The organism is Thiomonas intermedia (assembly GCF_002028405.1).
GTDB lineage: Bacteria > Pseudomonadota > Gammaproteobacteria > Burkholderiales > Burkholderiaceae_C > Thiomonas > Thiomonas intermedia.
Map to the genome: position 1 here is coordinate 1,894,164 of NZ_CP020046.1, position 24,789 is coordinate 1,918,952.

General features: G+C 67.3%; 18 protein-coding genes. 9 read left to right on the forward strand and 9 right to left on the reverse strand.

Features of this window, described 5'->3' with window-relative positions; translation table 11 throughout:
- Positions 1 to 2 precede the first annotated feature (2 nt).
- On the reverse strand, positions 3 to 1,757 hold the full coding sequence (gene cydD, locus BVH73_RS08815; protein WP_079417928.1) for a thiol reductant ABC exporter subunit CydD: 1,755 nt from the start codon (positions 1,755 to 1,757) through the stop codon (positions 3 to 5).
- A 153-nt stretch (positions 1,758 to 1,910) separates the two neighbouring features.
- Between cydD and BVH73_RS08820 the strand changes: the two genes are divergently transcribed.
- From BVH73_RS08820 to BVH73_RS08865, 8 genes are all read left to right on the forward strand, one after another.
- On the forward strand, positions 1,911 to 2,360 hold the full coding sequence (locus tag BVH73_RS08820) for an OsmC family protein (protein WP_079417930.1): 450 nt from the start codon (positions 1,911 to 1,913) through the stop codon (positions 2,358 to 2,360).
- A 939-nt stretch (positions 2,361 to 3,299) separates the two neighbouring features.
- On the forward strand, positions 3,300 to 3,602 hold the full coding sequence (locus tag BVH73_RS08835; protein WP_245800505.1) for a hypothetical protein: 303 nt from the start codon (positions 3,300 to 3,302) through the stop codon (positions 3,600 to 3,602).
- 257 nt (positions 3,603 to 3,859) lie between these two features.
- Positions 3,860 to 3,949, forward strand: coding sequence for a K(+)-transporting ATPase subunit F (gene kdpF, locus BVH73_RS08840; RefSeq protein ID WP_154048460.1), 90 nt, complete (start codon positions 3,860 to 3,862; stop codon positions 3,947 to 3,949).
- Complete coding sequence (gene kdpA / locus BVH73_RS08845) at positions 3,949 to 5,742, forward strand: potassium-transporting ATPase subunit KdpA (RefSeq protein WP_079417933.1); 1,794 nt, start codon at positions 3,949 to 3,951, stop codon at positions 5,740 to 5,742. Before kdpF ends, kdpA begins: the two co-directional genes overlap by 1 nt.
- A gap of 7 nt (positions 5,743 to 5,749) precedes the next feature.
- Complete coding sequence (gene kdpB, locus BVH73_RS08850) at positions 5,750 to 7,837, forward strand: potassium-transporting ATPase subunit KdpB (RefSeq protein ID WP_079417934.1); 2,088 nt, start codon at positions 5,750 to 5,752, stop codon at positions 7,835 to 7,837.
- Positions 7,838 to 7,877: 40 nt separating this feature from the next.
- Positions 7,878 to 8,465 carry a potassium-transporting ATPase subunit KdpC gene (gene kdpC / locus BVH73_RS08855; RefSeq protein WP_079420476.1) on the forward strand — a complete coding sequence of 196 codons (588 nt, stop codon included), beginning with the start codon at positions 7,878 to 7,880 and terminating at the stop codon, positions 8,463 to 8,465.
- A 10-nt stretch (positions 8,466 to 8,475) separates the two neighbouring features.
- The gene (locus tag BVH73_RS08860) at positions 8,476 to 11,292 is read left to right on the forward strand and encodes a DUF4118 domain-containing protein (RefSeq protein ID WP_079417936.1); all 2,817 of its coding nucleotides are present in this window, start codon (positions 8,476 to 8,478) and stop codon (positions 11,290 to 11,292) included.
- A 10-nt stretch (positions 11,293 to 11,302) separates the two neighbouring features.
- The gene (locus tag BVH73_RS08865; protein ID WP_079417938.1) at positions 11,303 to 11,998 is read left to right on the forward strand and encodes a response regulator; all 696 of its coding nucleotides are present in this window, start codon (positions 11,303 to 11,305) and stop codon (positions 11,996 to 11,998) included.
- Positions 11,999 to 12,135: 137 nt separating this feature from the next.
- Here BVH73_RS08865 and BVH73_RS08870 read toward each other — a convergent pair whose 3' ends face one another.
- The 8 genes from BVH73_RS08870 to BVH73_RS08905 all read right to left on the reverse strand — a co-directional run bounded on the left by BVH73_RS08870 (position 12,136) and on the right by BVH73_RS08905 (position 21,410).
- Positions 12,136 to 13,662 carry a class I SAM-dependent DNA methyltransferase gene (locus tag BVH73_RS08870; RefSeq protein WP_079417940.1) on the reverse strand — a complete coding sequence of 509 codons (1,527 nt, stop codon included), beginning with the start codon at positions 13,660 to 13,662 and terminating at the stop codon, positions 12,136 to 12,138.
- 90 nt (positions 13,663 to 13,752) lie between these two features.
- A complete protein-coding gene (locus BVH73_RS08875; protein WP_218919026.1) occupies positions 13,753 to 13,989 on the reverse strand; it encodes a hypothetical protein in 237 nt (78 codons plus the stop codon).
- Positions 13,979 to 14,683, reverse strand: a complete 705-nt coding sequence (locus tag BVH73_RS08880) for a hypothetical protein (protein ID WP_079417941.1) — start codon at positions 14,681 to 14,683, stop codon at positions 13,979 to 13,981. The genes BVH73_RS08875 and BVH73_RS08880 overlap by 11 nt, the downstream gene beginning before the upstream one ends.
- Positions 14,680 to 15,216: a hypothetical protein gene (locus BVH73_RS08885; RefSeq protein ID WP_079417942.1), complete on the reverse strand. Its 537-nt coding sequence runs from the start codon at positions 15,214 to 15,216 to the stop codon at positions 14,680 to 14,682. Before BVH73_RS08885 ends, BVH73_RS08880 begins: the two co-directional genes overlap by 4 nt.
- A gap of 119 nt (positions 15,217 to 15,335) precedes the next feature.
- Positions 15,336 to 16,706 carry a restriction endonuclease subunit S gene (locus BVH73_RS08890; RefSeq protein ID WP_079417944.1) on the reverse strand — a complete coding sequence of 457 codons (1,371 nt, stop codon included), beginning with the start codon at positions 16,704 to 16,706 and terminating at the stop codon, positions 15,336 to 15,338.
- The gene (locus BVH73_RS08895) at positions 16,703 to 19,510 is read right to left on the reverse strand and encodes a type I restriction endonuclease subunit R (RefSeq protein WP_079417945.1); all 2,808 of its coding nucleotides are present in this window, start codon (positions 19,508 to 19,510) and stop codon (positions 16,703 to 16,705) included. The genes BVH73_RS08890 and BVH73_RS08895 overlap by 4 nt, the downstream gene beginning before the upstream one ends.
- 38 nt (positions 19,511 to 19,548) lie before the next feature.
- The gene (gene ssb / locus BVH73_RS08900) at positions 19,549 to 20,049 is read right to left on the reverse strand and encodes a single-stranded DNA-binding protein (protein ID WP_079420478.1); all 501 of its coding nucleotides are present in this window, start codon (positions 20,047 to 20,049) and stop codon (positions 19,549 to 19,551) included.
- 98 nt (positions 20,050 to 20,147) lie between these two features.
- On the reverse strand, positions 20,148 to 21,410 hold the full coding sequence (locus tag BVH73_RS08905; RefSeq protein ID WP_245800303.1) for an MFS transporter: 1,263 nt from the start codon (positions 21,408 to 21,410) through the stop codon (positions 20,148 to 20,150).
- A 439-nt stretch (positions 21,411 to 21,849) separates the two neighbouring features.
- Here BVH73_RS08905 and uvrA point away from each other — a divergent pair, with 439 nt between their 5' ends.
- A complete protein-coding gene (gene uvrA, locus BVH73_RS08910) occupies positions 21,850 to 24,735 on the forward strand; it encodes an excinuclease ABC subunit UvrA (protein WP_079417948.1) in 2,886 nt (961 codons plus the stop codon).
- Positions 24,736 to 24,789: the final 54 nt, after the last annotated feature.

Genomic DNA, 24,789 nt, shown 5'->3' on the forward strand with positions numbered 1-24,789 from the left:
TCTCACACCGCTTCGGCGGCTGCAGGTTCGTGCGCGCACACCAGTGCCGCGAAGGCGCCGCCGCGGGCCAGCAGCGCGGCGGGGGCGCCCTGTTCCACCACCCGTCCGGCGTCGAGCACGACGACGTGGTCGGCGCGCAGCACCGTGCTCAGCCGGTGCGCGGCCAGGAGCACGCAGCGCTCGCGCGCCAGCGCCAGAATGGCCTCGCTCACCGCGGCCTGGGTGGTGGCGTCGAGCTGCGCGGTGGCTTCGTCGAGCAGCACCAGCCTGGCGGGTTTGAGCAGCGCCCGCGCCAGCGCCAATCGCTGCACCTGCCCGCCCGACAGCCCGAGGCCGCGTTCGCCCAGCGGCGTGTCGTAGCCCTGCGGCAAGGCGGCGATGAAGTCATGCGCCTGGGCCGCGCGCGCGGCACGCTCCACCGCGTCTTGCGGCGTCTGCGGCTGGCCGAGGGCGATGTTGTCGCGCACCGTGCCTTCAAATACATGCGGCCGCTGCGGCACCCAGGCCACCTGCCGCAGCCAGTCGGCCAGATCCAGCGTGTCCAGCGGGACGTCGTTGACCAGAATCTGCCCGGCCTGCGGCTGCACCAGGGCCATCAGCGCGTGCAGCGCGGTGCTCTTGCCCGCGCCGCTGGCGCCGACCAGCGCGGTGAGACCGCGCGGCGGGGTGGCGAAGCTCACGCCGTCCAGGGCCGGCGGCAGGTCGTCGGCGTGGCGCACGGTCACCGCATCGAACCGGATCTGCACCGCGTCGCCGTCGAGGCACCGCGTGCCGCCGGTGGCGCGGGCGTGCGGCGGCACCGGGGTGTCGAGCAGGCGCAGCAGGTTCTGCGCCGCGCCGATGGCCTCCATGCGGGCGTGGTAGTAGGTGCCCATATTGCGCAGCGGCAGGTAGAACTCCGGGGCGAGCAGCAGCACGAAAAAGCCGTTGAAGAACGCCATCTCGCCGTAGAACAGCCGAAAGCCGATGAACACCGCCACCATGGCGATGCTCAGGGTCGAGAGAAACTCCAGCACCACCGACGACAGGAACGCCATCCGCAGCACCTTCATCGTGCCGATGCGATAGTCCTCGGTCAGCGCGGCAACGACCTCGGCCTCGTTGCGGCTCACGCCAAACAGCTTGAGCGTGGTCAGCCCCTGCAGCGAATCGAGAAAGCGCGCACTCATGCGGGCCAGCAATTGCCACTGCTGCTGATTGAGCGACTCCGTGCCCTTGCCGATCAGCATCATGAAGATCGGGATCAGCGGCGCCGTGCCCAGCAGCACCAGGCCGCTGATCCAGTCCTGCGGCAGCACGAACACGAGGATGGACAGCGGCACCAGCGCCGTCAGCGACATATTGGGCAGGTAGCGGGCGTAATACGCCTCCAGCGCGTCGATGCCGCTCACCACGGAGTTGGCGAGTTCGCCGCTCGACTGGCGCGTCAGCCACAGCGGACCCAGCGCCTGCAGATGGCCGTATAGACGCTCGCGCAGATCGCGGCGCACTTGCGCCGCCGCCTCGAAGGCCACGTTCTCCGAGGCGCGCATCAGCACGAAGCGCAGCGCGAAGATGGGCAGCATCGCCGCCAGATAGCCCCACAACGCTCCCAGAGTCTGGTGTTCGATGATGACCCCCGAGACCACCCGCGCCAGCAGCCAGGCCTGCACGATGATCAGCCAGCCCGCGAACAGCCCCAGCCCCACGGCGCGGTTCAGCGCGGGGCGGATGTCCTTCTTGCGGGCCTTCAGCCAGAGTTCTTCGGGAGTTGCCAAGATCGGGGTGGGAGGGGGTGCACTCGGCCGCGACGTAGCGACCAGACCAACATCTTATTGGGGCGCACGGCGCGCCGACATTGACCGGAATCCCGGTGAGGCCGCGCGCCGCGGCCGACAATGCAGCATCGCAGCAAGCCTTCAGGAGCCCCCATGGACGACAAGCAGCCCCCCAGCGTCACCCTCACGCAGATCAAGGACTATCAGTTCGACATCCATTACGCGCCGGACCGGCCCGCGCTGCTGTCCGACGAGCCGCCGCCCCTGGGCGAAGGCGCGGGGCCGTCGCCCGCGCACCTCCTGCTCGCCGCCGTGGGCAACTGCATGAGTTCCAGCCTGTACTTCGCGCTGACCAAGTTCAAGCTCGACCCCAAGGGCCTGACCACCACCGCGTCGGGCGAGATCGGTCGCAACGAGGCCGGCCGCCTGCGCGTGCTGGCCATCGCCGTGGACATCCGCATGGGCGCCGCCGCCCAGGGCATGGAACGGCTCGACCGCGTGCTGATGCAGTTCGAGCAGTTCTGCACCGTGGGCGAGAGCGTGCGCCAGGGCATTCCGGTGACGGTTTCGGTGTTCGACGGCACCGGGCAGAAACTCAAATAAGGCAACGCTGAACAAGTCCGTCGCGCGTCGCGCATCTTGTCCGAGGGCGGTCTGCGGCGTTGCCAGTCCTTGCCCTGTTGATCCGGTGCGTTGACGTCTGAAACGGCACCCCACCCCAACCCTCCCCACAAGTGGAGAGGGGGCCAACACGCCTCCCCCGCGGCGTAGGGGAGGATGGGAGGGGCTTACGCAGATCACGCGCAGCGCAGTTTTCTCCTCCCCCACGACGTGGGGGAGGTTGGGAGGGGGAGACGCCTGCATGGCGAGGCCCATCACCCATTCCTACTTCTCCAGACCAGATCAATCGATTGGGCCAGGGCCGTGGGTTGCGCCTTGCATCCCCTCCCGCGGCCAGGCGCGCGCTCTCACGAAAACTTGTTCAGCGTCGCCATAACTCCGCACAATGGCGCTTTGCGTTTGCCGCTCGCGCCATGACTTCTTCTGCCACGACCCCGCCCTCCGCGCCCGGATTCACCGACGCCCGCGCCACCTGGGACGCACGCTTCGCCCAGCCCGGCCTGCTCTTCGGCGCTGAGCCGAACGCCTTTCTCGTGCGCGAGGCCGCGCGCCTCGCCCCGGCCAGCCGGGTGCTCAGCGTGGCCGACGGCGAGGGCCGCAACAGCCTGTGGCTGGCCGAGCAGGGCCACGCCGTCACCGCGTTCGACCTCTCGCCCATCGCGGTGGACAAGGCCCGGCGCTGGGCTGCCGAGCGCGTCGCCTCTCAAGGAAACGCCGGGCCGCCCCAAGTTTCCTTGTCCACCTCGCGCCTTGCAAGCCGCTCGGATTCAGCTCCGTCCAAGCTGCCGCAGGGCAGCTTGGAGCCGCGGGCCTCATCCCCCACGGGGGGGCGGGTCGGCGAGCCGGCCCAGGGGGCTCTCAGTCGCGTTTCACGTTGCAGGCGTCGACGACTGGGATTGGGCGCCCGACCGGTTCGATGCCGTGGTCGCCATCTTCGTGCAATTCGCCGACCCCGCGCTGCGCCAGCGTCTGTTCGACGGCATGTGGCGCACCCTGCAGCCCGGCGGCCTGCTCTGCGTGCAGGGCTACACCCCCAAGCAGCTCGACTACCGCACCGGCGGCCCCGGGCGGCTCGATCATCTCTACACCCCGGAGCTGCTGCGTTCGCTGCTGCCCGAGGCCGAATGGCTGGTGCTGCGCGAGCACGAGGCCACGCTGCAGGAAGGCGCCGGTCACGCCGGACGCTCGGCGCTGATCGACGCCGTGGCGCGCAAGCCGCGCTGATCGCCCGGCCCGGGCGCACCCGGGCACGGCTCCAGCCGCAACAGATCTCAGCCGGGCCGGCCGACTCTGCCCGCGCGCCGCATTTTTTACGCGCGGTTTACGCGCGTCTGCCTACGCTTTCGAATCATCAATGGCACGAGGCGGCGCGGCAGCGTCGAACCGCATGGATCTGTTCTGGATTGCTCTGACGCTGGCGCTGTTCGCCGCGGTCTTCGCCCTGGTGGCGTTCTGTGACCGCCTGCTGCAAAGGAGCTGAGGTGAGTCCATTCATCTGGATCGGCGCGGTCGCCGCGCTGGCGCTCCTGATTTACCTGCTGGTGGCGCTGTTTCGCGCGGAGGACTTCTGATGACGCCCGAATTCTTCGCCCTGCTGGCGGTTCTGCTTCTGGCGGTGCTCGGCGCGGCGCGGCCCCTGGGGCGTTACTTCGCCTGGATCATGGACGGCCGCCCCGCCTGGCGGCCGCTGGCCCGGCTGGAGACGGCGCTGTTGCGGCTGTGCGGCGTCGATGCCGCCGAGATGCGCTGGACACGCTATGCCGTGGCCTTGCTGGTGTTCAGCCTGCTGGGCACGCTGCTGGTGTACGCGCTGCAGCGTCTGCAAGGGCTGCTGCCGCTCAATCCGCAGCAGTTCGGCGCGGTCAGCCCCGACTCCAGCTTCAACACCGCCATCAGCTTTGTCACCAACACCAACTGGCAGGGCTATGCGGGCGAATCCACGATGAGCAACCTCACGCAGATGCTGGGGCTGGCGGTGCAGAACTTCGTCTCGGCGGCTTCGGGCATCGCCGTGGCCTTCGCCCTGATCCGCGGATTCGCGCGGCACAGCGCGCAGGGGATCGGCAACTTCTGGGTCGATCTCTACCGCATCACGATGTACGGCCTGCTGCCGCTGTCGCTGCTGCTGGCGGTGGCGCTGGTCAGCCAGGGCGTCATCCAGACCTTCTCGGCCAACACCCCGGTCGCCACGCTGCAGGCCACCCCCTACACCGCGCCCAGGCTGGACGCCGCGGGCCAGCCGCTGCGCGATGCCGCCGGGCAGGCGGTGCAGCAGACCGTGACCGTCACCCAGCAGACCCTGCCCATGGGCCCGGTGGCGTCGCAGGAGGCGATCAAGGAGCTGGGCACCAATGGCGGCGGCTTCTTCAACGCCAATTCCGCCCACCCGTATGAAAACCCGAACGCGCTGAGCAACTTCCTCGAGATGATCGCGGTGCTGCTGATTCCCGCCGCGCTGGTCTACACCTTCGGTCTGGCCGTGGGCGACACCCGCCAGGGCTGGGCCCTGCTGGCCGCGATGACGCTGGTGTTCGCGGTGGCCGTCACCGGCCTGGCCGCGGCCGAACAGCAGGGCAACCCCGCCATCGCCGCGCTCGGCGTCGATCAGGCGCACGGCGCGCTGCAGTCCGGCGGCAATATGGAAGGCAAGGAGACGCGCTTCGGCATCGCCGCCTCGGCCCTGTTCGATGCCGTGACCACCACCACCTCCTGCGGCGCGGTGAATGCCATGATCGACTCGTTCACGCCGCTGGGCGGGCTGGTGCCGATGGCGCTCATCCAGCTCGGCGAAGTGGTGTTCGGCGGCGTCGGCACGGGGCTGACGGGCATGCTGGTCTTCGCGCTGGTGGCGGTGTTCGTCGGCGGGCTGATGATCGGCCGCACACCCGAATACGTCGGCAAGAAGGTCGAGGCCTTCGACATGAAGATGGTGTCCATCGCCGTGCTGCTCATGCCCGCGCTGGTGCTGCTCGGCACGGCGCTGGCCGTCGTGGTGCCGGCCGGACTGGCGGGCCTGGCCAACCCGGGCACACACGGCTTCTCCGAAATTTTCTACGCCTTCACCTCGGCCGCGAACAACAACGGCAGCGCCTTTGCCGGGCTGTCGGCGAACACGCCGTTCTACAACGGCTGGCTCGGCGTGGCGATGTTGCTGGGCCGCTTCGCCGTCATCGTGCCCACCCTGGCGCTGGCCGGTTCGCTGGCGGCGAAAAAGCGCATTCCCGCCAGCGGCGGCACCCTGCCCACGCAGGGGCCGCTGTTCATCAGCCTGCTCATCGGCGTGCTGCTGCTGGTGGGCGCGCTGAACTTCTTCCCGGCCTGGGGCCTGGGCCCCATCGTCGAGCAGTTGCAGCTCTGGAAGTGAGATCCGCATGACCCGCAAATCCCGTCCTTTGGTCGATGCCGCCCTGCTGCGTCTGGCCCTGGTGGATGCGTTCACCAAGCTCGACCCCCGCGTGCAATGGCGCAACCCGGTGATGGCCGTGGTGTATGTGGGCAGCCTGTTCACCAGCGCGCTGTGGGTGCAGGCGCTGGCCGGGCAGGGCGAGGCCCCGGCCTGGTTCATCGGCGCGGTCACGCTGTGGCTGTGGTTCACGGTGCTGTTCGCCAACTTGGCCGAGGCCCTGGCCGAAGGGCGCGCCCGGGCGCAGGCGGCTTCGCTGCGCGGCATGAAAAAGACCGTGGTCGCCAAGAAGTTGTCCGAGCCACGCCAGGACGCCGCCTGGACGCAGGTGCCCGGCGAGAGCCTGCGCCGCGGCGACGTCGTGCTGGTGGAGGCCGGTGATCTGCTGCCTTGCGACGGCGAGGTGATCGAAGGCGTGGCGGCGGTGGACGAGAGCGCCATCACCGGCGAATCCGCCCCGGTGATCCGCGAGTCGGGCGGCGATTTCTCGGCGGTGACCGGCGGCACCAAGGTGCTGTCGGACTGGATCGTGGTGCGCTGCACGGCCGATCCGGGCGAGTCCTTCCTCGACCGCATGATCGGCCTGGTCGAAGGCGCCAAGCGGCGCAAGACGCCCAACGAGATCGCGCTGACCATTCTGCTGGTGGCCCTGACCCTGGTGTTCCTGCTGGTCACCGTCACGCTGCTGCCGTTCTCCGTCTATGCGGTGCAGGCCCGCCACGCCGGCACGTCGGTCACCCTCACGGTGCTGATCGCGCTGCTGGTCTGCCTCATCCCGACCACCATCGGCGGCCTGCTGTCGGCCATCGGCGTGGCCGGCATGGGGCGCATGTTGCTGGCCAATGTCGTGGCCACCTCGGGGCGCGCCATCGAAGCGGCGGGCGATGTCGACGTGCTGCTGCTCGACAAGACCGGCACCATCACCCTTGGCAACCGCCAGGCCAGCGCGTTCCTGCCCGCGCCCGGCGTGAGCGTGGCCGAACTGGCCGACGCCGCGCGCCTGGCCTCGCTGGCCGACGAGACGCCCGAAGGCCGCAGCATCGTGACCCTGGCGCGGCAGGATGGCACGGCCCTTGAACCCGCCGCCGATCCGGCCGCCAGCTTCGTCGCCTTCTCGGCCCAGACCCGCATGAGCGGGGTGGATCTGCCGGGCCGCATCATCCGCAAGGGCGCCGCCGACGCGCTCAAGCGCTGGGTCGACGAGCGCGGCAGCCCCTGGCCCGAGGCGGTCGTGCGCCATGTCGAGGCGGTGGCGCGGCGCGGCAGCACGCCGCTGGTCGTGGCCGAGCGCGCCTCCGGCGACGAGGGGGCGCCCGCCCGAGTGCTCGGCGTCGTGGAGCTCAAGGACATCGTCAAGAGCGGCATCAAGGAACGCTTCGCCCAGCTGCGTCGCATGGGCATCCGCACGGTGATGATCACTGGCGACAACCGGCTCACCGCGGCGGCCATCGCCGCCGAGGCCGGGGTGGACGATTTCCTCGCCGAGGCCACGCCGGAGAACAAGCTCGCCCTCATCCGCAAGACCCAGGCCGAGGGCCGTCTGGTGGCCATGACCGGCGACGGCACCAACGACGCCCCGGCGCTGGCCCAGGCCGACGTGGCCGTGGCCATGCACAGCGGCACGCAGGCCGCCAAGGAGGCCGGCAATATGGTGGATCTCGACTCCAACCCGACCAAGCTGATCGAGGTGGTCGAGATCGGCAAGCAGATGCTGATGACCCGCGGCGCGCTCACCACCTTCAGCATCGCCAACGACATCGCCAAATACTTCGCCATCCTTCCGGCGGCGTTCGTCACCACCTATCCGCAGCTCGGCGCGCTCAACCTCATGCATCTGGCCTCGCCGGATTCGGCCATCCTCTCGGCGGTGATCTTCAACGCGCTGATCATCGTCGCCCTCATTCCGCTGGCGCTCAAGGGCGTGCGCTACCGCGCCCTGGGCGCGGCCGTGCTGCTGCGCCGCAATCTGCTGATCTACGGCCTCGGCGGCATCGTCGCGCCCTTTGTCGGCATCAAGCTCATCGACATGCTGCTGCGCCTGATGGGCTGGGTCTGACGGCCGCCGCGCCCGCTCTCGTTTCCTTGCCATGACCGCCATGAAATCTCTCCTGCGCCCCGCACTCAGCCTGCTGATCCTGCTCACCCTGGTCACCGGCCTGCTCTATCCGCTGGCCGTCACCGGCCTGGCCCAGCTCTTCTTTCCCTGGCAGGCCAACGGCTCGGTGCTGACGCGGGACGGCCATGCCGTCGGCTCGGCGCTGATCGGGCAGAACTTCACCGCCCCGTGTGACTTCTGGGGCCGCCCCTCGGCCACGGCGACCTACCCCTACAACGGTCTGGCGTCCGGCGGCTCCAACCTCGGTCCGACCAACCCGGCGCTGCTCGACGCGGTGAAGGCCCGCATCGCCGCGCTGCGCGCCGCCGATCCGGGCAACACCGCGCCGGTGCCGGTCGATCTGGTCACCGCGTCGGCCAGCGGACTCGACCCCGACATCTCGCTGGCCGCGGCCCGCTACCAGGCGCCCCGCGTGGCGCGGGCGCGGCATCTGCCGCTGGCCCGGGTGCAGGCCCTGATCGACGCGCAGGCGCGCCACCGCTGGCTCGGTCTGTTTGGCGCGCCGCGGGTGAATGTGCTGGAATTGAACCTGGCCCTCGACGGCACCGCGCCGCCACGCGTCGAGTGACCCCGACACCTTGACCGACCCCGACCTCCGCCCCTCCCCCGATGCGCTGCTGGCCCAGGTCCAGCAGGACGCCGATCAGGCGCAGCGCGGTCGGCTCAAGCTCTTTTTCGGCGCCTCGCCCGGCGTCGGCAAGACCTACGCCATGCTCATGGCCGCGCGCCGCCTGCGCGACGAGGGCGTGGACGTCTGCGTCGGCCTGGTCGAAACCCACGGCCGCGCCGAAACGGCCCGGTTGCTCGAAGGGCTGGAACAGATTGCGCTGCGCGAAGTGCGTCACGGCGCGCATCTGCTGCGCGAGTTCGATCCGGCCGCGGCGCTGGCGCGTCGCCCCGCCGTGCTGCTGGTCGACGAACTGGCGCACAGCAATGCCCCGGGCAGCCGCCACCCCAAACGCTGGCAGGACGTGGAGGAACTGCTGGACGCCGGCATCGACGTCTACACCACGCTGAACGTCCAGCACCTTGAGAGCGTGAGCGACATCGTCGGCGGCATCACCGGGGTGCAGGTGCGCGAGACGCTGCCCGACCGCATCTTCGAGCGGGCCGGCGAAGTGGTGCTGGTCGATCTGCCGCCCGACGACCTGCTGCAGCGCCTCAAGGACGGCAAGGTCTATCTCCCCGAACAGGCCGCGCGCGCCGTGCGCAACTTCTTTCGCAAGGGCAATCTGCTGGCGCTGCGCCAGCTCGCGCTGCGGCTCACCGCCGAGCAGGTCGAAGGCGAGATGCGCGACTACCGCAGCACCCGCGTGGGCGGCGCCGTGTGGGACGCCGCCGAGGCCCTGCTGGTGTGCGCGGGCCCGCGCGACGACATCGGCCTGATACGCGCCGCCGCCCGCCTGGCCGACGCGCTGCATGCGCGCTGGCACGTCATCACCGTGGAGACGCCCACGCTGCAGGGCGCGCACGACGCGCAGCGCGACGCGGTCATCGCCCTGCTGCAGCGCGCCCGCGACCTGGGCGCGCAGACCGCCATGCTCGCCGGCCCCAACGCCGCCGAGGCCGCGCTGGCCTATGCCCGAACCCACAACCTCAACCGCGTCATGCTCGGCCGCGCCCCGCGCTGGCCCTGGTGGCGCCGCGTGCTGGGGCGCTCGACCACGGCGGTGCTGGCGCGGCAGGCGCCCGAACTCGACCTCATCCTCATCACCCGCGACGCACGCGCGCCGCGCCCGGCCCTGGCCGGGCTGCACCCCGTTTGGCCCTCGGCCGGGGCGCTGGTGCGCCGCTACCTGCCCGCGCTGCTGATCTCCGGCGCCATCACCCTGCTGGCCAGCCCCTTGCGCAGCTATTTCGACCTGTCGAACACCGTCATGCTGTTCATGCTCGGCGTGGTTGCCGTGGCGCTGCGCTTTGGCCGCGGGCCCGCGGCGCTGGCGGCCGTGGTCAACGTGCTGGCCTTCGATTTCTTTTATGTGCCGCCGCGCTTTTCGTTCGCCGTGAGCGACGTGCAATACGTCTTCACCTTCAGCGTGATGCTGGGCGTGGGCCTGCTCATCGGTCACCTGACCTCGCACCTGCATGTCCAGGCCAGGGTTGCGGGCCAGCGCGAGCGCCGCACCCACGATCTCTACGAACTCTCGCGCGAGCTTTCGGGCGCGCTCACCGTCGATCAGGTGGCCGAGATCGGCGCCCGCGTGGTGCAGGCCAGCTTCCGCTGCCGCGCCACCCTGCTGGTGCTCGGCCTGGACGAACGCCTGCTGCCCGCGGCCGACGTTGCCGCCGAGGCCCTCCTGCCTTTCGACGCCGAGCTGGCGCGCTGGTGCCTGCAGCGCGGCGCGCCCGCCGGCCAGGGCACCGACACCCTGCCCGGCGCGCCGCTGTTCTACCTGCCGCTGAAGGCGCCGATGCGGGTGCGCGGCGTGCTCGTCGTCGATCCCGGCGACACCCGGCTGTCCACCATTCCCGAGCTGCGCCGCCTGCTGGAAACCTGCGCCACGCAGATTGCCATTGCGCTCGAACGCATCCACTTCGTCAGCGTGGCGCAGGACACCCTGCTGGCCATGCAGGCCGAGCGCCTGCGCAACTCGCTGCTGTCGGCGCTGTCGCACGATCTGCGCACCCCGCTGACCGCCCTGGTGGGCATGGCCGAGGTGCTGTCCACCCGGCTGGCGGGGCTGGCCCAGGCCAACGCCGGGGCGCCCCCGGAGTCCCCAAGCCTCGCGGCAGGCGGGTTGGCGGTTGAGGCGGGTGCGATGCACGGCCAGGCCCTCAGCCTGCTGCAGCAGTCGCGGCGGCTGGCCCGCATGGTGGACGATCTGCTCGACATGGCCCGCCTGCAGTCCGGCCAGGTCACGCTGCGGCAAGACTGGCAATCGGTCGAAGAGCTGGTGGGCAGCGCGCTGCGCGCCGTCGATGCGGCAGCGCTGGCGCAGCATCCGCTGCACATCGACCTGCCGGCCGACTTTCCGCTGGTGCGCGCCGACGCCGTGCTGCTCGAACGCGTGCTGGTCAACCTGCTCGACAACGCGCTGAAGTTCACCCCGCCCGGCACCCCTCTGGGCGTGCGCGCCCGCGTGCATGGAGCCGAGGTCGAGCTCACCGTCTGGGACCGCGGGCCGGGCCTGCCGCCGGGCCGCGAGCAGGCCGTGTTCGCGACCTTCACCCGCGGCGATCCCGAGTCGCCCATCCCGGGGGTGGGGCTGGGCCTGGCCATCTGCCGCGCCATCGTCGAGGCGCACGGCGGCCACATCGCGGCGGCCAACGCCCCCGAGGGCGGGGCGGCGTTCAGCGTGCGCCTGCCCCTGCACGACATGCCGCCCCTCGATGTCGCCGCCGAACTCGGCACCGAGCCGGGCGCCGACTCCGCAGGGGCAGCCACAGGAGGCTGAGGGCCGTCCCATGACCACACCCGCCAGCCTCATTCTGGTGATCGAAGACGAGGCGGAGATCCGCCATGTCGTGCGCGCGGCGCTCGAAGCCGAGGGCTGGCGCGTGTGCGAGGCCGACAGCATGGCGCGCGGACTGATCGACGCCGCCTCGCGCAAGCCCGACCTCGTCATCCTCGATCTGGGCCTGCCCGACGGCGACGGGCTCGATTTCATCCGCCAGTTCCGCGGCTGGAGCGGGGCGCCGCTGCTCGTGCTCTCGGCCCGTTCGGCCGAGGCCGTCAAGGTCAGCGCCCTCGACCAGGGCGCCGACGACTTTCTCGGCAAGCCCTTCGGCGTGGCCGAACTGCTGGCGCGGGTGCGCGCCGCGCTGCGCCGCCCGCCCGTGAGCGACGCCGCGCCCGCGGCGCCGCTGCGCTTCGGCCGCGTCGAACTCGACCGCGTGCGCCGCCTCGTGCGGCGTGACGGCGAAGACCTGCGCCTCACCGCCGTCGAATACCGCCTGCTCTGCGCCCTGGCCAGCCGCCCCGGCCAGGTGCTCACCCACCGGCAACTGTTGCGCGAAGTCTGGGGCCCCGGCGCCGTGGAGCACGGCCACTACCTGCGCATCTACATGGGCCGCCTGCGCCACAAACTCGAAGACGACCCCGCCCGCCCGCAACACCTGATCACCGAGCTGGGCGTGGGTTATCGCTTCATGGCGGATTGAAACCCGGGGGTTTCAAGGGGTGCTGCGCGATGGAGCGGCGGCCTGGCCCCCAAACCGCCCGTCAGCACGCGACAAGGTGCGCCGTGCTGCCTACCGGCAATCTGGGTTGAAGCACCCGTTCCGTCGCCTCAACTCGGTCAAAGCCGAGCTTCGGCTTCGGCGGCAATCAGGCGGAACTGCTCCAGCGCCGCTTCCAGATCGTCCACGATCTCGGCGGCGATCACTTCCGGCGCGGGCAGGTTGTCGGAATCGGAAAGCGAGTCGTCCTTGAGCCAGAAGATGTCCAGGCTGGCCTTGTCGCGGGCGATGAGTTCTTCGTAGGCATAGGCCCGCCAGCGGCCAGTACGACCCATCCCCTCTCCCTCTGGGAGAGGGCTAGGGTGAGGGAGGTTTTCATCAAACCACGTCGCCTTGCGGTCATGCCGATTCGCCGGGTTGTAGCCCTGCACAAACTCATCCAAGTCCTCCCGCTGCAGCGGGTTGGTCTTGAGCGTGAAGTGCATATTGGTGCGCAGGTCGTAGATCCACAGCTTTCGGGTCCACGGCGTTTCGGCGGCGGGCTTCTTGTCGAAGAACAGCACGTTCGCCTTCACGCCCTGCGCATAAAACAATCCGGTCGGCAGACGCAGCAGGGTGTGGACATCGCATTCGGCCAATAGCTTGCGGCGGATGGTCTCACCCGCACCACCCTCGAACAGCACGTTGTCCGGCACCACCACCGCTGCGCGTCCGTTCTGTTTGAGCAGCGTTTTGACGTGCTGCACGAAGTTGAGCTGTTTGTTCGAGGTGGTGGTCCAGAAGTCGCCGCGCTCCACCACGTCGCGCTCCTTGCTGACCTTGCCCTCCTCGCCCACGATGGTGGTGCTGCTCTTCTTGCCGAAGGGCGGATTGGTCAGAATCACATCGAAGCGGTCGCCTGGGTCGGCCGCCAGCGAGTCATTCACCACGATGGGCTCGAACTCCTGGCTGCCGATGCCGTGCAGCAGCATGTTCATGGCGCACAGCCGCGCCGTGGCCTGCACCAGCTCCCAGCCCTTGAAGGTCTCCTCCTTGAGTTTGGTCTTTTGCGGCTTGGTGAGGCTGGGGTTGTGCTTCACCACATAGTCGTGCGCCGCGAGCAGAAAGCCGCCGGTGCCGCACGCCGGGTCGCTCACGGTCTCGCCCGGCTTCGGCGCCATCACATCCACGATCGCCTGGATCAGCGGGCGCGGGGTGAAGTATTGGCCCGCGCCGGACTTGGTGTCCTGGGCGTTCTTTTCCAGCAGGCCCTCGTAGGCATCGCCTTTCACGTCGGCGCTCATCGACACCCACTGTTCCTTGCCGATGAGATCGACCACCAGCCGCCGCAGCTTGGCCGGGTCCTGGAATTTGTTCTGCGCCTTGCCGAAGATCAGCCCGAGCAGGCCCGGGCGGCTGCCCAGGTTTTCCAGCGCGTGGCGGTAATGATCGAACAGCACGTCGCCGTCCTTTTCCAGCAGGCTGGGCCAGGCGTAGAAATCGGGCACCGGGCTGGGTTGGCTATAGGGCGGGCGGCTGCGCTCGTCGGCCATTTTGAGGAACAGCAGATAGGTGAGCTGCTCAACGTAGTCGCCGTACGACATGCCGTCGTCGCGCAGGACGTTGCAGTAATTCCAGAGCTTCTGGACGATGGTGGCGGTGTTCATGGCATGACCTTCTTTTATTTTTTCGCGGGCGGGACAGTCGTAAGTCGTTGCTGTCCCCCTTAACTTGCCCATCCTGTTAGTTAACGGAAATTAATTTCCATTAACTAACAAACAACCGGAGGTAACGATCAAACGCATAAGCGCGTCGATATCAGGCACGATCAGCGAAAACGCGTTGAGCTCGCCCAGCGCCCGGTTGGCGGATTCCAGCAAAGCGTTGATGGTGGCCTCTTCCCAAACCCATTCGTGGTTTACCGGCACCGGCTCGAAGCTCTTGTACTGGTAGCGCTGCTTCCACGCACCCGCCTTGAAGGTTTCAAATTTCATGTGTAGTTAAGCGCCTCAGGCGCTCAATCAGAATCTTCGTGCGGGAGGCATGCGACTCGTCGGGGAAAATCAATCCGGGCAACGCATCATGAAAAGCGGATTGCGCCAGCAAAGCCCCGCATCGATCCGCAAGATAACCGCGCAGGTCATCAGGCGCGTGCCCTACTTCATCCACCAACTCGGGTCGGCCATCCAGAACATTGATGATGTCCTCCAGATCATGGCTGGACAAAAAATCGTTCTGCCCGCGATCGGAAAACGCCTCGAATTTGGTCGCCACGAAAGCCGGCGCCGAGATCAACCTGATCGTCATGCCGCTGGGCAAGACCCTTTCCCCGCACGTCCGCGCAACCAGCGGATACCAGCGATTGGCAAACCCCAGCACGCTGTCCTCGGTGGGCATCAAATCCACCTCGACCTCGCCGAAACGCCAGCGGCAAATCGGCGCATCCTTGGCCATATCGCGCTTGAAGCCGAGCCGGGAAAACTCCGATTCCAGGCGGTGGTAGCCGGGCAAGGCCGTCACCTCGGCCAACAGGTCCACGTCATAGGTCACCCGGGTCAGCCCGGCGGCCGGGTCGGTCAGCAGCAAGCCCGCCGCGCAACCGCCGACGAAGACCAGTTGCTCGCGCAGAGGACCCAAAGCCTGCGCGATCAACTCCACCATGGCCATATTCGGATCCGTGCGAATCATTTCAGAGCTTCCTCCAGGAAGCGCGCGGCCTCGTTCCTCTCCCGCGCCTGCCCTGCCCGGATGGCATCGAACAACGACAGCAAGGCATACAGCTGCTCATTGCGGAGCGCCGCCTCGGGCACCGTGGGATACAACGGCGTCAGACTCAGCCCCCGCGCGCTACCCAGCGCATACGCCCACACCGGCGCGGGGTCGCTGGAAGGCGCGATGACACTGTTGAGCGGCGCGGTGGCGTAACCCGTTGGCACACCCCGCGTCAGCGAACCCCAAACCGGCGGGAAGGCGTACTTGGCGCCGTGCAGCAGAAATTCGAGCAACTGGGTTTTCAGCACCACCGGGCGACGTTCCTGAAACACCAACAGCCGTGCCGCCACCGCCCGTTTCAGCGACGCATGCACGGCGGAAATGGCCAACCCGGTCTGCGCCGCCAGCTCCGCATAGCCCGCCGCCTCGTCGCCCCGGCTGAGCAAGGCCAGCAGCACGAACAAATCCTGCGGTTTGAAAACCGGCTGCCGATGACTGATCTTAGCCATTTTCCTGTTTCAAGAAATGAGAAAAAAATGCCTGAATACTAGCGCCATGCATGTGATAGAGGCAATATTCTCATTTCAAGAAATGAGAAAAAAGGCGCGCCGCCGGACTGGGGCCCGCCTCACCTGCCGACAAAGGCCCGGCTCAGGATGGACTGGCGCAGGCGCTCGGCCCGCTGGAGGTTGGCGTCCACCTGGGCCCCGGTTTCGCGCAGGAGGGAAAAGCGGCGGTCGACTTCGGCGACGATGCGGTGTTGTTCGGCTAGTGCCATGTAAGGGACAGGCATTTCTCGCAACAATCCGAGCGGCGCAAACTTTTGCGTCGTGCCTTTAAGACGTGGCTCTAACCACTTATTCAGCAGGGGCGAATCTAGCCAGGAGCACAGATATGCAGAATTGAGATGGTCTGGATTGCGCTTCAACAAGCCGACATTCTTGATGCTGAATCTGGCATCTGTCTTGATCTCACAAGGGTTGCCTACCGTTCCAATCATCGCAAATAGCACATCCCCATTTTCAACTCCTGATCGGCGTGAAATCTCAGCGTGATCCTGCTCGGAGATAAATTTAATGTTCTCGAAGTCGATGCCGCGCTCCGTAAGATTCTTCGATGTGATTAGTGGCACGCCGCCATCAACATAAGCTGGAGTGTCATGTGTTCCATCTCGAACACTCCCACAAACCTGCTCGGTAGACGCCCACACCCACCCCTCCGGCAATTCGGGCAGGGCGGCGGTATCGGGGGCGGCGGGTTCTTTGTATTTGCCCTTGCCTTGCCACTGGCTGCGGCGGGTTTCGAGGATGCGTTGCAGGAGTTGTTCGCCGGTCTCAATGCTGCGGCCTTCGCGGCGGGCGAGTTCGGCTTCGGTTTCGACGAGGCGGCCTTCTACGGCGGCTTTGAGGACGGCGGCTTTGTAGCGCTTGAGGTTGGCCTTGACGCGCTTGAGGTTGGCGACGGCTTCGTCGAGGCGGGAGAATTGTTTTTCGATTTCCGCGACGATGCGTTTTTGTTGGTCGAGGGGTGCAAGCGGTATCGGCAATTGTTTGGCCTTGGCCCCGGATAGCTCAAGAAACGTTGTGCCACTTGCCATGCTCTCGGCTAAGTCCTTGCTCCCCTTTAGCCACCAGTACACGTAGTCCGGGAAAACCCCGTCCTTAAGTACGAAGCTCTTGAAGCCTTGATTTGTGCAGACCGGATTTGTCGCGATGGCGACATAGCCAATCGGTGCGCGGGAGGTAAACAGAACCGCACCAGCAGGCATCATCTTGGCTGAGGAAGTGTCGAGTCCCTTCTGCGTTATGTGTCTGCCGCCATGACCAATGGTTTTCGCCGTGTAGCCGGAGAGATCGGCAGGGGTCAACCAAGGAATCGTGCCGCTCTCGTAATTGCTGGGGTCATTGGTTTTTGGCGTGCCGCCTCCCAAAACGTTGGCGATTTCGCCCATCGTCGTCCACTCCCAACCTGGTGGAAGCTCCATGTATTCGCTCTTCATGCCGCCAACGTCTCGTTCAATTCTTCAATCATTGCATTCAGCTTGTCGCCAAACAGTTGATGCACCTTCCCGAGGCCGCCGTGCTGCGAGAACGGTGCGTACTCGAAATCGTCCGGCTCAATGCCCAGGTTCGCGGCGATGTGGTCGCGGATCATTTCGAGCCATTTCATTTGTTCGGTGGTGAAGCGGCTTGCCCCCTCACCCCTGCCCTCTCCCGCGAGGGGAGAGGGGGTTTTTTGTTGGCTCGCCAGCCACGCCCTGAAGTTGGCGTTGACGCGCTCGGGGAAGGGAATGAGTTCGTTGTCCTGGTGGATGGCGAAGCGCACGAGCGAGACGAGGTCGGTGAGGATGCGGCGGCCAGAGGCGCCTTTGACCTTGCTCTTTTCCAGCGCGGCGTAGGCGTTCCACAGTTGGGACTCGTTCCACAGGTAGGGCGGCTTTTCGATGGCGTCGGCGAGTTCTTTCACGGCCTCGAAGGTGAGGCGGTGTTTGTAGGGTTTGCTGTAGAGCACTTGCAGGGCGGTGATTTCGTCTTTGTTGTCGGCGATGAATTGCTCGAAGTTCTGCACCATGCCGCGGGCACGGTCGAGCGCGTCGGCGCTGAAGCCGGCTTCGAGCACTTCGTCGGCGCTGACGGTGTCGATGACCAAGTCGTCGCGGCGCTTGAGATCAGCCAGCAACTCGCGCACCTTGGGGTCGTGCAGCGGGCGCACCGCGGTTTCGATGGCCTGGCGGTGTGCGTCCGGCGAGGGGTGGGCGTCGGGGTTGAGGGCGGCGATGATGCCGTGGGCCAGTTCGCGCAGACCGTAGCCGCCCGTGGCCTCGCGCACGCGTTCGTCGTCGGCCGGTTGAATGCGGTGTTCCATGCGCGCCAGCCGCCCGGCAAGTGAGGTGAGCACGTCGTCCTCGGTGTTGCCGAAGGCGACGGCCTGCATGAGCTTCTCGAAGCCGACGGTGGGCTTGCTTTCCATGGGGCGCGAGTCGGTCTTGTCCTGCTCGCACACGCCCACGGCGTCGACGATGACGAAGTGGTCCTTGGCCTTGGCATCGGGGGTGACGCTTTGCAGATCGTCGGCGTTGATGACGCGCACGCCGCGGCCTTTCATCTGCTCGAAGAAGGCGCGGGATTTCACCGCGCGCATGAACATGACGATTTCCACCGATTTGATGTCGGTGCCGGTGGCGATCATGTCCACCGTGACCGCCACGCGGGGCATGGGGCTGGTGCGGAAGGCGTTGATGAGGTCTTTCGGCTTGGCGCCTGTGGTGCGGTAGGTGATCTTCTGGGCGAAGTCGTTGCCCTTGCCGAATTCCTCGCGCACGATCTCGACGATGTTCTCGGCGTGGGCGTCGTCCTTGGCGAAGATCAGCGTCTTGGGCACCCAGGTGCGGCCGGGAAAGATGTCGGTGAACAGCTTGTCTTTGAAGGCTCGGATGACGGTGCGGATCTGATCAGGCGCGACCACGGCGCGGTCAAGCTGCGCGGGGTCGTAGGCGAAGTCGTCGTCGAGTTGTTCCCAACGCTTCTTGCGGGTTTCGCGCTCCTGAATCTGCACGCTGTAGCCGGCCTCGACCTTGCTGCCTTGCTCGGTAATGGCGGTGCGGATGCGGTAGACGTCGTAGTTGACGTTGACGCCGTCGGCCACGGCCATTTCGTGGTTGTATTCCATCACCAGATTCTGGTGAAAGAAGCCGAAGGTCTGCTTGCCGGGCGTGGCGGTGAGGCCGACGAGGTAGGCGTCGAAGTACTCCAGCACCTGCGCCCAGAGGTTGTAGATGGAGCGGTGGCATTCATCGGTGACGATGATGTCGAACGTCTCGATCGGGAAGGCGGGGTTGTAGTCGATGGGGTCGGGCTGCTTGAACAGGCCGCCCACCTGATCGAGCGATTCTTCCTCCAGGTCCTCGGGCAGCTCGCGGCCCCGGAGCATGGCGTAAACGCGCTGGATGGTGGCGATGCAGACGCGTGCGGTGGTGTCGAGCGTGTTGCCGGCCAGGCGCTGGACGATGAACTCTTCGGTGAACTTGAAGTTGTTGTCCGGCGACTGGTATTGCTGGAATTCCTTCAGCGTCTGGTCGGCGAGGTTGCCGCGGTCCACGAGGAACAGCACGCGCCGCGCGCCAGCGTGCTTGATGAGCCGGTAGAGGAAGCTGATGGCGGTGAAGGTTTTGCCGCTGCCGGTGGCCATTTGAATGAGCGCACGCGGGCGGTTGTCGCGCAGCGAGTGCTCCAGGCTCTGCACGGCCTGGCGCTGAGCGGGCCAAAGGCGGTCGTCCTGCAGCGGCGGCATGTGGCGTAGCCGTTGCAAGAAAGTTTCGGCGGGTTGTTCAACGGCGTGGGCCGGCGTTCCGGTGCCGGTGTGGAGAGTCGAACCCGCTGGAAGGAGCTTGAGCCAATCGGCCAACATGTCCGGCTTGTGAAAGGCGAACACCGGGCGGGAGCGCGGTTCGGGGTCCAGCCCGTTGGTGAAACGGGTTTCGACGCCAGTGGATTGAAAGGCAAACGGTAGCGGGTTGCGCCAGCGCGGCAGGCCGTCGGGCAGGCCCTGGGTGTATTTGGAGGATTGGGTTTCGACGCCGGTGAGCGCGAAGCCTTCCTTCTTGGCTTCGATGACGCCCGCCGCCTTGCCGTCCACGTACAGCAGGTAATCGGCAAAGCCGTGGCCGGCTTTCAGCGGAAACTCGCGGATCGCCACCCCGCGCGCCGCGCGGATGTCGGCCGCGGCCACATCCTGCACCGCCCAGCCCGCAGTGGTGAGGAGGTCATCGATGGCACGGCGGGCCTGCTGCTCGGGGGCATCCATGCGCGGCGGGGAGGTGGATTCGTGGCGGGCCGTCAGCCTCAGAACGGAATGTCGTCGTCCATGTCGCTGAAGTCGCTCGCCGGTTTGCTGGCGGCCGGGGCGGGGGCGCGGCTGGGGGCGGGGCGGCTGGGCGCGCGGCCTGATTCGGCCTCGCGGCTGCGGCTGTAGCCGTCGTCGTCTGCGCCGCCACCACCGCCACCGCCTTCACGGCCGCCGAGCAGTTGCATCTCTTCGGCGATGATCTCGGTGGTGTATTTCTCGATGCCGTCCTTGTCGGTCCACTTGCGGGTTTTCAGGCGGCCTTCCACATACACGGGGCGGCCTTTCTTGAGGTATTCCCCGGCGATTTCGGCGAGCTTGTCGTAGAACACCACGCGGTGCCACTCGGTTTCCTCGCGCTTTTCGCCGCTGGCCTTGTCTTTCCAGTTGCGCGATGTGGCGATGGTGATGTTGCAGATGGCGGCGCCGCTGGGGGCGAAGCGGGTTTCGGGGTCGCGGCCGAGATTGCCGACGAGAATGACTTTGTTGACGGAGGCCATGAGGTGTCCTGGATTGCGGCGTCCCGCGGGCTGCGGCACGATGGCGGCAAGCATAGCGCCAGCCACGGCGCCGACGCGCACCCCGGCGCCCGGCCAGGTCAGGCGTTCTGGGCCTGCGCGGCGGAGGCGTCGGCGTCGGCGGGTTTGTGCCGTTTGGGCGGCGGCTGAATGGTCGCGGCCACGATGAGCCACAGCGCCGCCAGCGCGGCGGCGACCAGGAACACGCCTTCCTTGGTGGTGTATTGGGCCAGCAGGCCGCCCACGGCGCCCCCGGCGAACAGGCCGAGCGACTGCCCGGTGTTGTAGATGCCCAGCGCGAGACCCTTGCGGTTGGGCGGCGCGGTGCGCGACACCAGCGAAGGCAGCAGCGCCTCCATCACATTGAATGCGAGGAAGAAGAAGAACAGCGCGGCGACGAGCGCCACCGGGTGTTTGTAACCCGCGGCGAAGCCCAGCATGGTGAGCACCAGCAGGGCCACGCTGCCGACGAAGACGGGCTTCATATAGCCGTACTTCTCGGCCCAGATGATGCCGGGGATGGCCAGGGCGAACGAGATCAGCGTGACGGGCAGATAGACCATCCAGTGGTGCAGCAGGGGAATGCCGGCGTACTGCACCAGCGCCACGGGCACGACCACGAACATGCTCACCTGCAGGAAGTTGACGACGAAGATCGAGAAGTCGAGCTTGAGCAGCGCGGGGGTGAACACGGCGCCGGCCCAATGGCCTTCGACCTCCTCGGAATGCGTGGTCAGGGGTGCGGGCGGCACGACCCAGATGACCACGACGATGGCCAGTACGGCGAGGATGCCGGTGAGGTCGAACATGCCGGGCACCGAGATGGCGTGATAGATGGGCGGGCCGGCCACGAGCGAGAGGATGAAGGCAAAGCCGATGGTCATGCCCACCGTGGCCATGGCCCGGGTGCGGTGCTGCTCGCGGGTGGAGTCGGCGATCATGGCGGAGATCGCGGCCGAAATGGCGCCCGAGCCCTGAATGGCGCGGCCGATGATGATGAGGTAGAGGTTGTCGCTCGCCCCGGCGACGAAGGAGCCGATGGCGAACAGCACCAGCCCGAACACCATCACCGGCTTGCGCCCCAGCCGGTCGCTGGCGAGGCCGAAGGGAATTTGCATGATGGCCTGGGTGAGGCCGTAGATGCCCAGCGCGAGGCCGACGAGAAACTTGTCCTGGCCGTGCGGCAGGTGCTGCGCGTAGACCGAGAACACCGGCAGGATGAAAAACAGCCCGAGCATGCGCAGGCCGTAGATCGAGGCCAGGGTGCTGCTGGCGCGGCGCTCGGCCGGGGTCATGGCGTTTTCGGCGGTGGAGGGCGGTCGTCGGGAGGATTTGGAGGCCATGGTGAAGAACTCGGTGGGGCCGCGCGGTGGGCCTGAAAACGGGGAGCTGGATGTCGGTCGAGGGCGAACCTGGGCGGTTGGGCTATCGGCGAAAAATCGCATTTTCGCCCAAATGAGATCTGGTTTCGTCACCAAATCGGACAGGAAGTGCCCGTGATTACATGCCGTTTCATCATGGGACTCCCCCTCCCGGCCTCCCCCACGGTGTGGGGGAGGTGAAAGTCACCTCCTGCCCACGCGCGGGGAGCCGGGGTGGGCATCTCAAGCTCCCAACCTTCCTCGCGTCGAGGAAGGCGTGTTTTCTCCCTCCCCACGCGTGGGGAGGGCTGGGGTGGGGAGGGACGGGCGCCTCGCCCGCCACGCCTCTTGAACAAATCGGGCATGCTCGATGGAGGCGTGCGCTTTATAGTGTCGGGTTCGCTTTTTTTCATCGCCGCCCATGAATGACGCCTCATCCTCGTTTGAACCGCTGGCCAGCACCCAGGCCGAGGCGTTGATTCGCGTGCGCGGGGCGCGCACGCACAATCTGAAGAACATCTCGCTCGATCTGCCGCGCAACAAGCTGGTGGTCATCACCGGGCTGTCGGGTTCGGGCAAGTCGTCGCTGGCGTTCGACACGCTGTACGCGGAGGGTCAGCGGCGCTATGTGGAGAGTCTGTCGGCCTATGCGCGGCAGTTTCTGCAGTTGATGGAAAAGCCCGATGTCGATCTGATCGAAGGGCTGGCCCCGGCCATTGCCATCGAGCAGAAGGCAACCAGCCACAACCCGCGCTCCACCGTGGGCACGGTCACCGAGATTCACGATTACCTGCGGCTGCTGTACGCCCGCGCGGGCACGCCGCATTGCCCGAATCATCCCGACGAGCCCTTGCAGGCGCAGACGATTTCGCAGATGGTCGATGCCCTCGTCGCCTGGCCCGAGGGGCGCCGTCTGCTCATTCTCGCGCCCTTGCCCGAGGGCCAGGCCGGGGCTTCGGCCGGTGGACGGCTGGCGGCGCTGCGGGCGCAGGGCTTCGTGCGCTTCCGGCTCGACGGCGTGGTGGTCGATGCGCAGAGCCTGCCCGACGCGGACGCGCCGCCGCCGCAGCGCATCGAGGTGGTGGTGGACCGCATCAAGACCGGCCCCGATCTGCGGCAGCGCCTGGCCGAGAGCCTGGAGACGGCGCTGCGCCTCTCCGAAGGCGCGGTGGGCGCGCTCGACGCCGACAGCGGCGAGCTGACCACGTTTCATAGCCGCCCCACCTGTCCGATCTGCGGCACGACGGCGCCGTTGCTCGAACCCAAGCTGTTCTCCTTCAACAATCCGGCGGGGGCCTGCCCCACCTGCGACGGCCTGGGGCAGGTCGAACGTTTCGATCCGGTGCGTGTGGTGGCCCACCCCGAGCTCAGCCTGGCGAGCGGCGCGATTCGCGGCTGGGACCGGCGCAACGCCTTCTATTTCCAGATGTTGCAGGCGCTGGGCGCGCATTACGGCTTCGATCTCGACACGCCCTACGAGCAGTTGCCGCAGGCGGTGCGTCAGGTGCTGCTGCACGGCAGCGGGGCGGAGGCCATCGCCTTCACCTATCTGAACGACCGCAACAAGCCCACGATCAAGACCCATCCGTTCGAGGGCATCGTGCCCAATCTCGAACGTCGCTGGGTCGAAACCGACAGCCCGGCGGTGCGCGAAGAGCTGGCGCGCATGCGCACCGTGCAGACCTGTCCCGACTGTCTGGGCGCGCGGCTCGGGCCGGTGGCGCGCCATGTCACCGTGGGCGGCGAGCGTCTGCAGGCGCTGGCGCATCGCCCCTTGCGCGAGCTGCACGATTGGTTCGCCACGCTGCAGCACGAAGGCCAGCGCGCCGAAGTGGCGGCGCGCCTGGTGATCGAGATCGGCAGCCGCCTGCGCTTTCTCATCGACGTCGGGCTCGACTATCTCACCCTCGACCGCAGCGCCGATACCCTGTCGGGCGGCGAGGCGCAGCGCATTCGCCTGGCCAGCCAGATCGGCTCGGGCCTGACCGGGGTGATGTACGTGCTCGACGAGCCGTCCATCGGCCTGCACCAGCGCGACAACGACCGGCTGATCGCCACCCTCAAGAGGCTGCGCGATCTGGGCAACAGCGTGCTGGTGGTGGAGCACGACAGCGACGCCATTCTCTGCGCCGACTATGTGGTGGACATGGGGCCCGGCGCGGGCGAGCACGGCGGGCAGGTCATTGCCCAGGGCACGCCGCAGCAGGTCATGGTCGATCCGAACTCGATCACCGGTGCTTTTCTGAGCGGCCAGCGCAGCGTGTTTCGCGGCAAGCCGCGGCAGAGCGCCGCCCCCGAGCAGTGGCTCACGCTGAGGGGCGCCTGCGGCAACAATCTGCACGACGTCACCGCACGCTTCCCGCTGGGGCGCATCACCTGTGTGGCGGGGGTTTCGGGGTCGGGCAAATCGACCCTGATCAACGACACGCTCTACGCGGCCTGCGCGCGCGAGCTCAACCGCGCCGGGCTGGAGGCCGCGCCCTATGCGGCCCTCGACGGACTCGATCAGCTCGATAAGGTGATCGCGGTCGATCAGTCGCCCATCGGCCGCACGCCGCGCAGCAATCCGGCCACCTACACCGGGCTGTTCACCCCCATCCGCGAGCTTTACGCGCAGACCCCGGTGGCGCGCGAGCGCGGCTACGACGCCGGACGCTTCTCCTTCAATGTGAAGGGCGGCCGCTGCGAGGCCTGCCAGGGCGACGGCGCGGTGAAGGTGGAAATGCACTTCATGCCCGACCTCTACGTGCCCTGCGATGTGTGCGGCGGCCAGCGTTACAACCGCGAAACCCTCGAAGTCACCTACCGCGGCCTGAGCATCGCGCAGGCGCTGGAGCTGACGGTGGAGCAGGCGCTGGAGACCTTCTCGGCCGTGCCCGCCATCGCCCGCAAGCTGCAGACGCTCAAGGATGTGGGGCTGGGCTACATCCGCCTCGGCCAGTCGGCCATCACCCTGTCGGGCGGCGAGGCGCAGCGGGTGAAGCTGGCGCTCGAACTCTCCAAGCGCGACACCGGACGCACGCTCTACATCCTCGATGAGCCCACGACCGGGCTGCACTTCGCCGACATCGAGCTGCTGCTGGGCGTGCTGTTCCAGCTGCGCGAGGCCGGGAACACCATCGTCATCATCGAACACAACCTCGACGTGATCGCCAGCGCCGACTGGATCGTCGAACTCGGCCCCCAGGGGGGCGCAGGAGGCGGGCGCCTGATCGCTGAAGGCACGCCCGAAGCGCTCGCCGCGCATCCCGACAGCGTCACCGGACCGTATCTGGGACGGGTGCTGCGTGGAGCGCACGGCGTGTAGGACGATTCCGACGCATTCCTGCTACCTTCGAACCCTCGTCAACAGCCGCAAGGA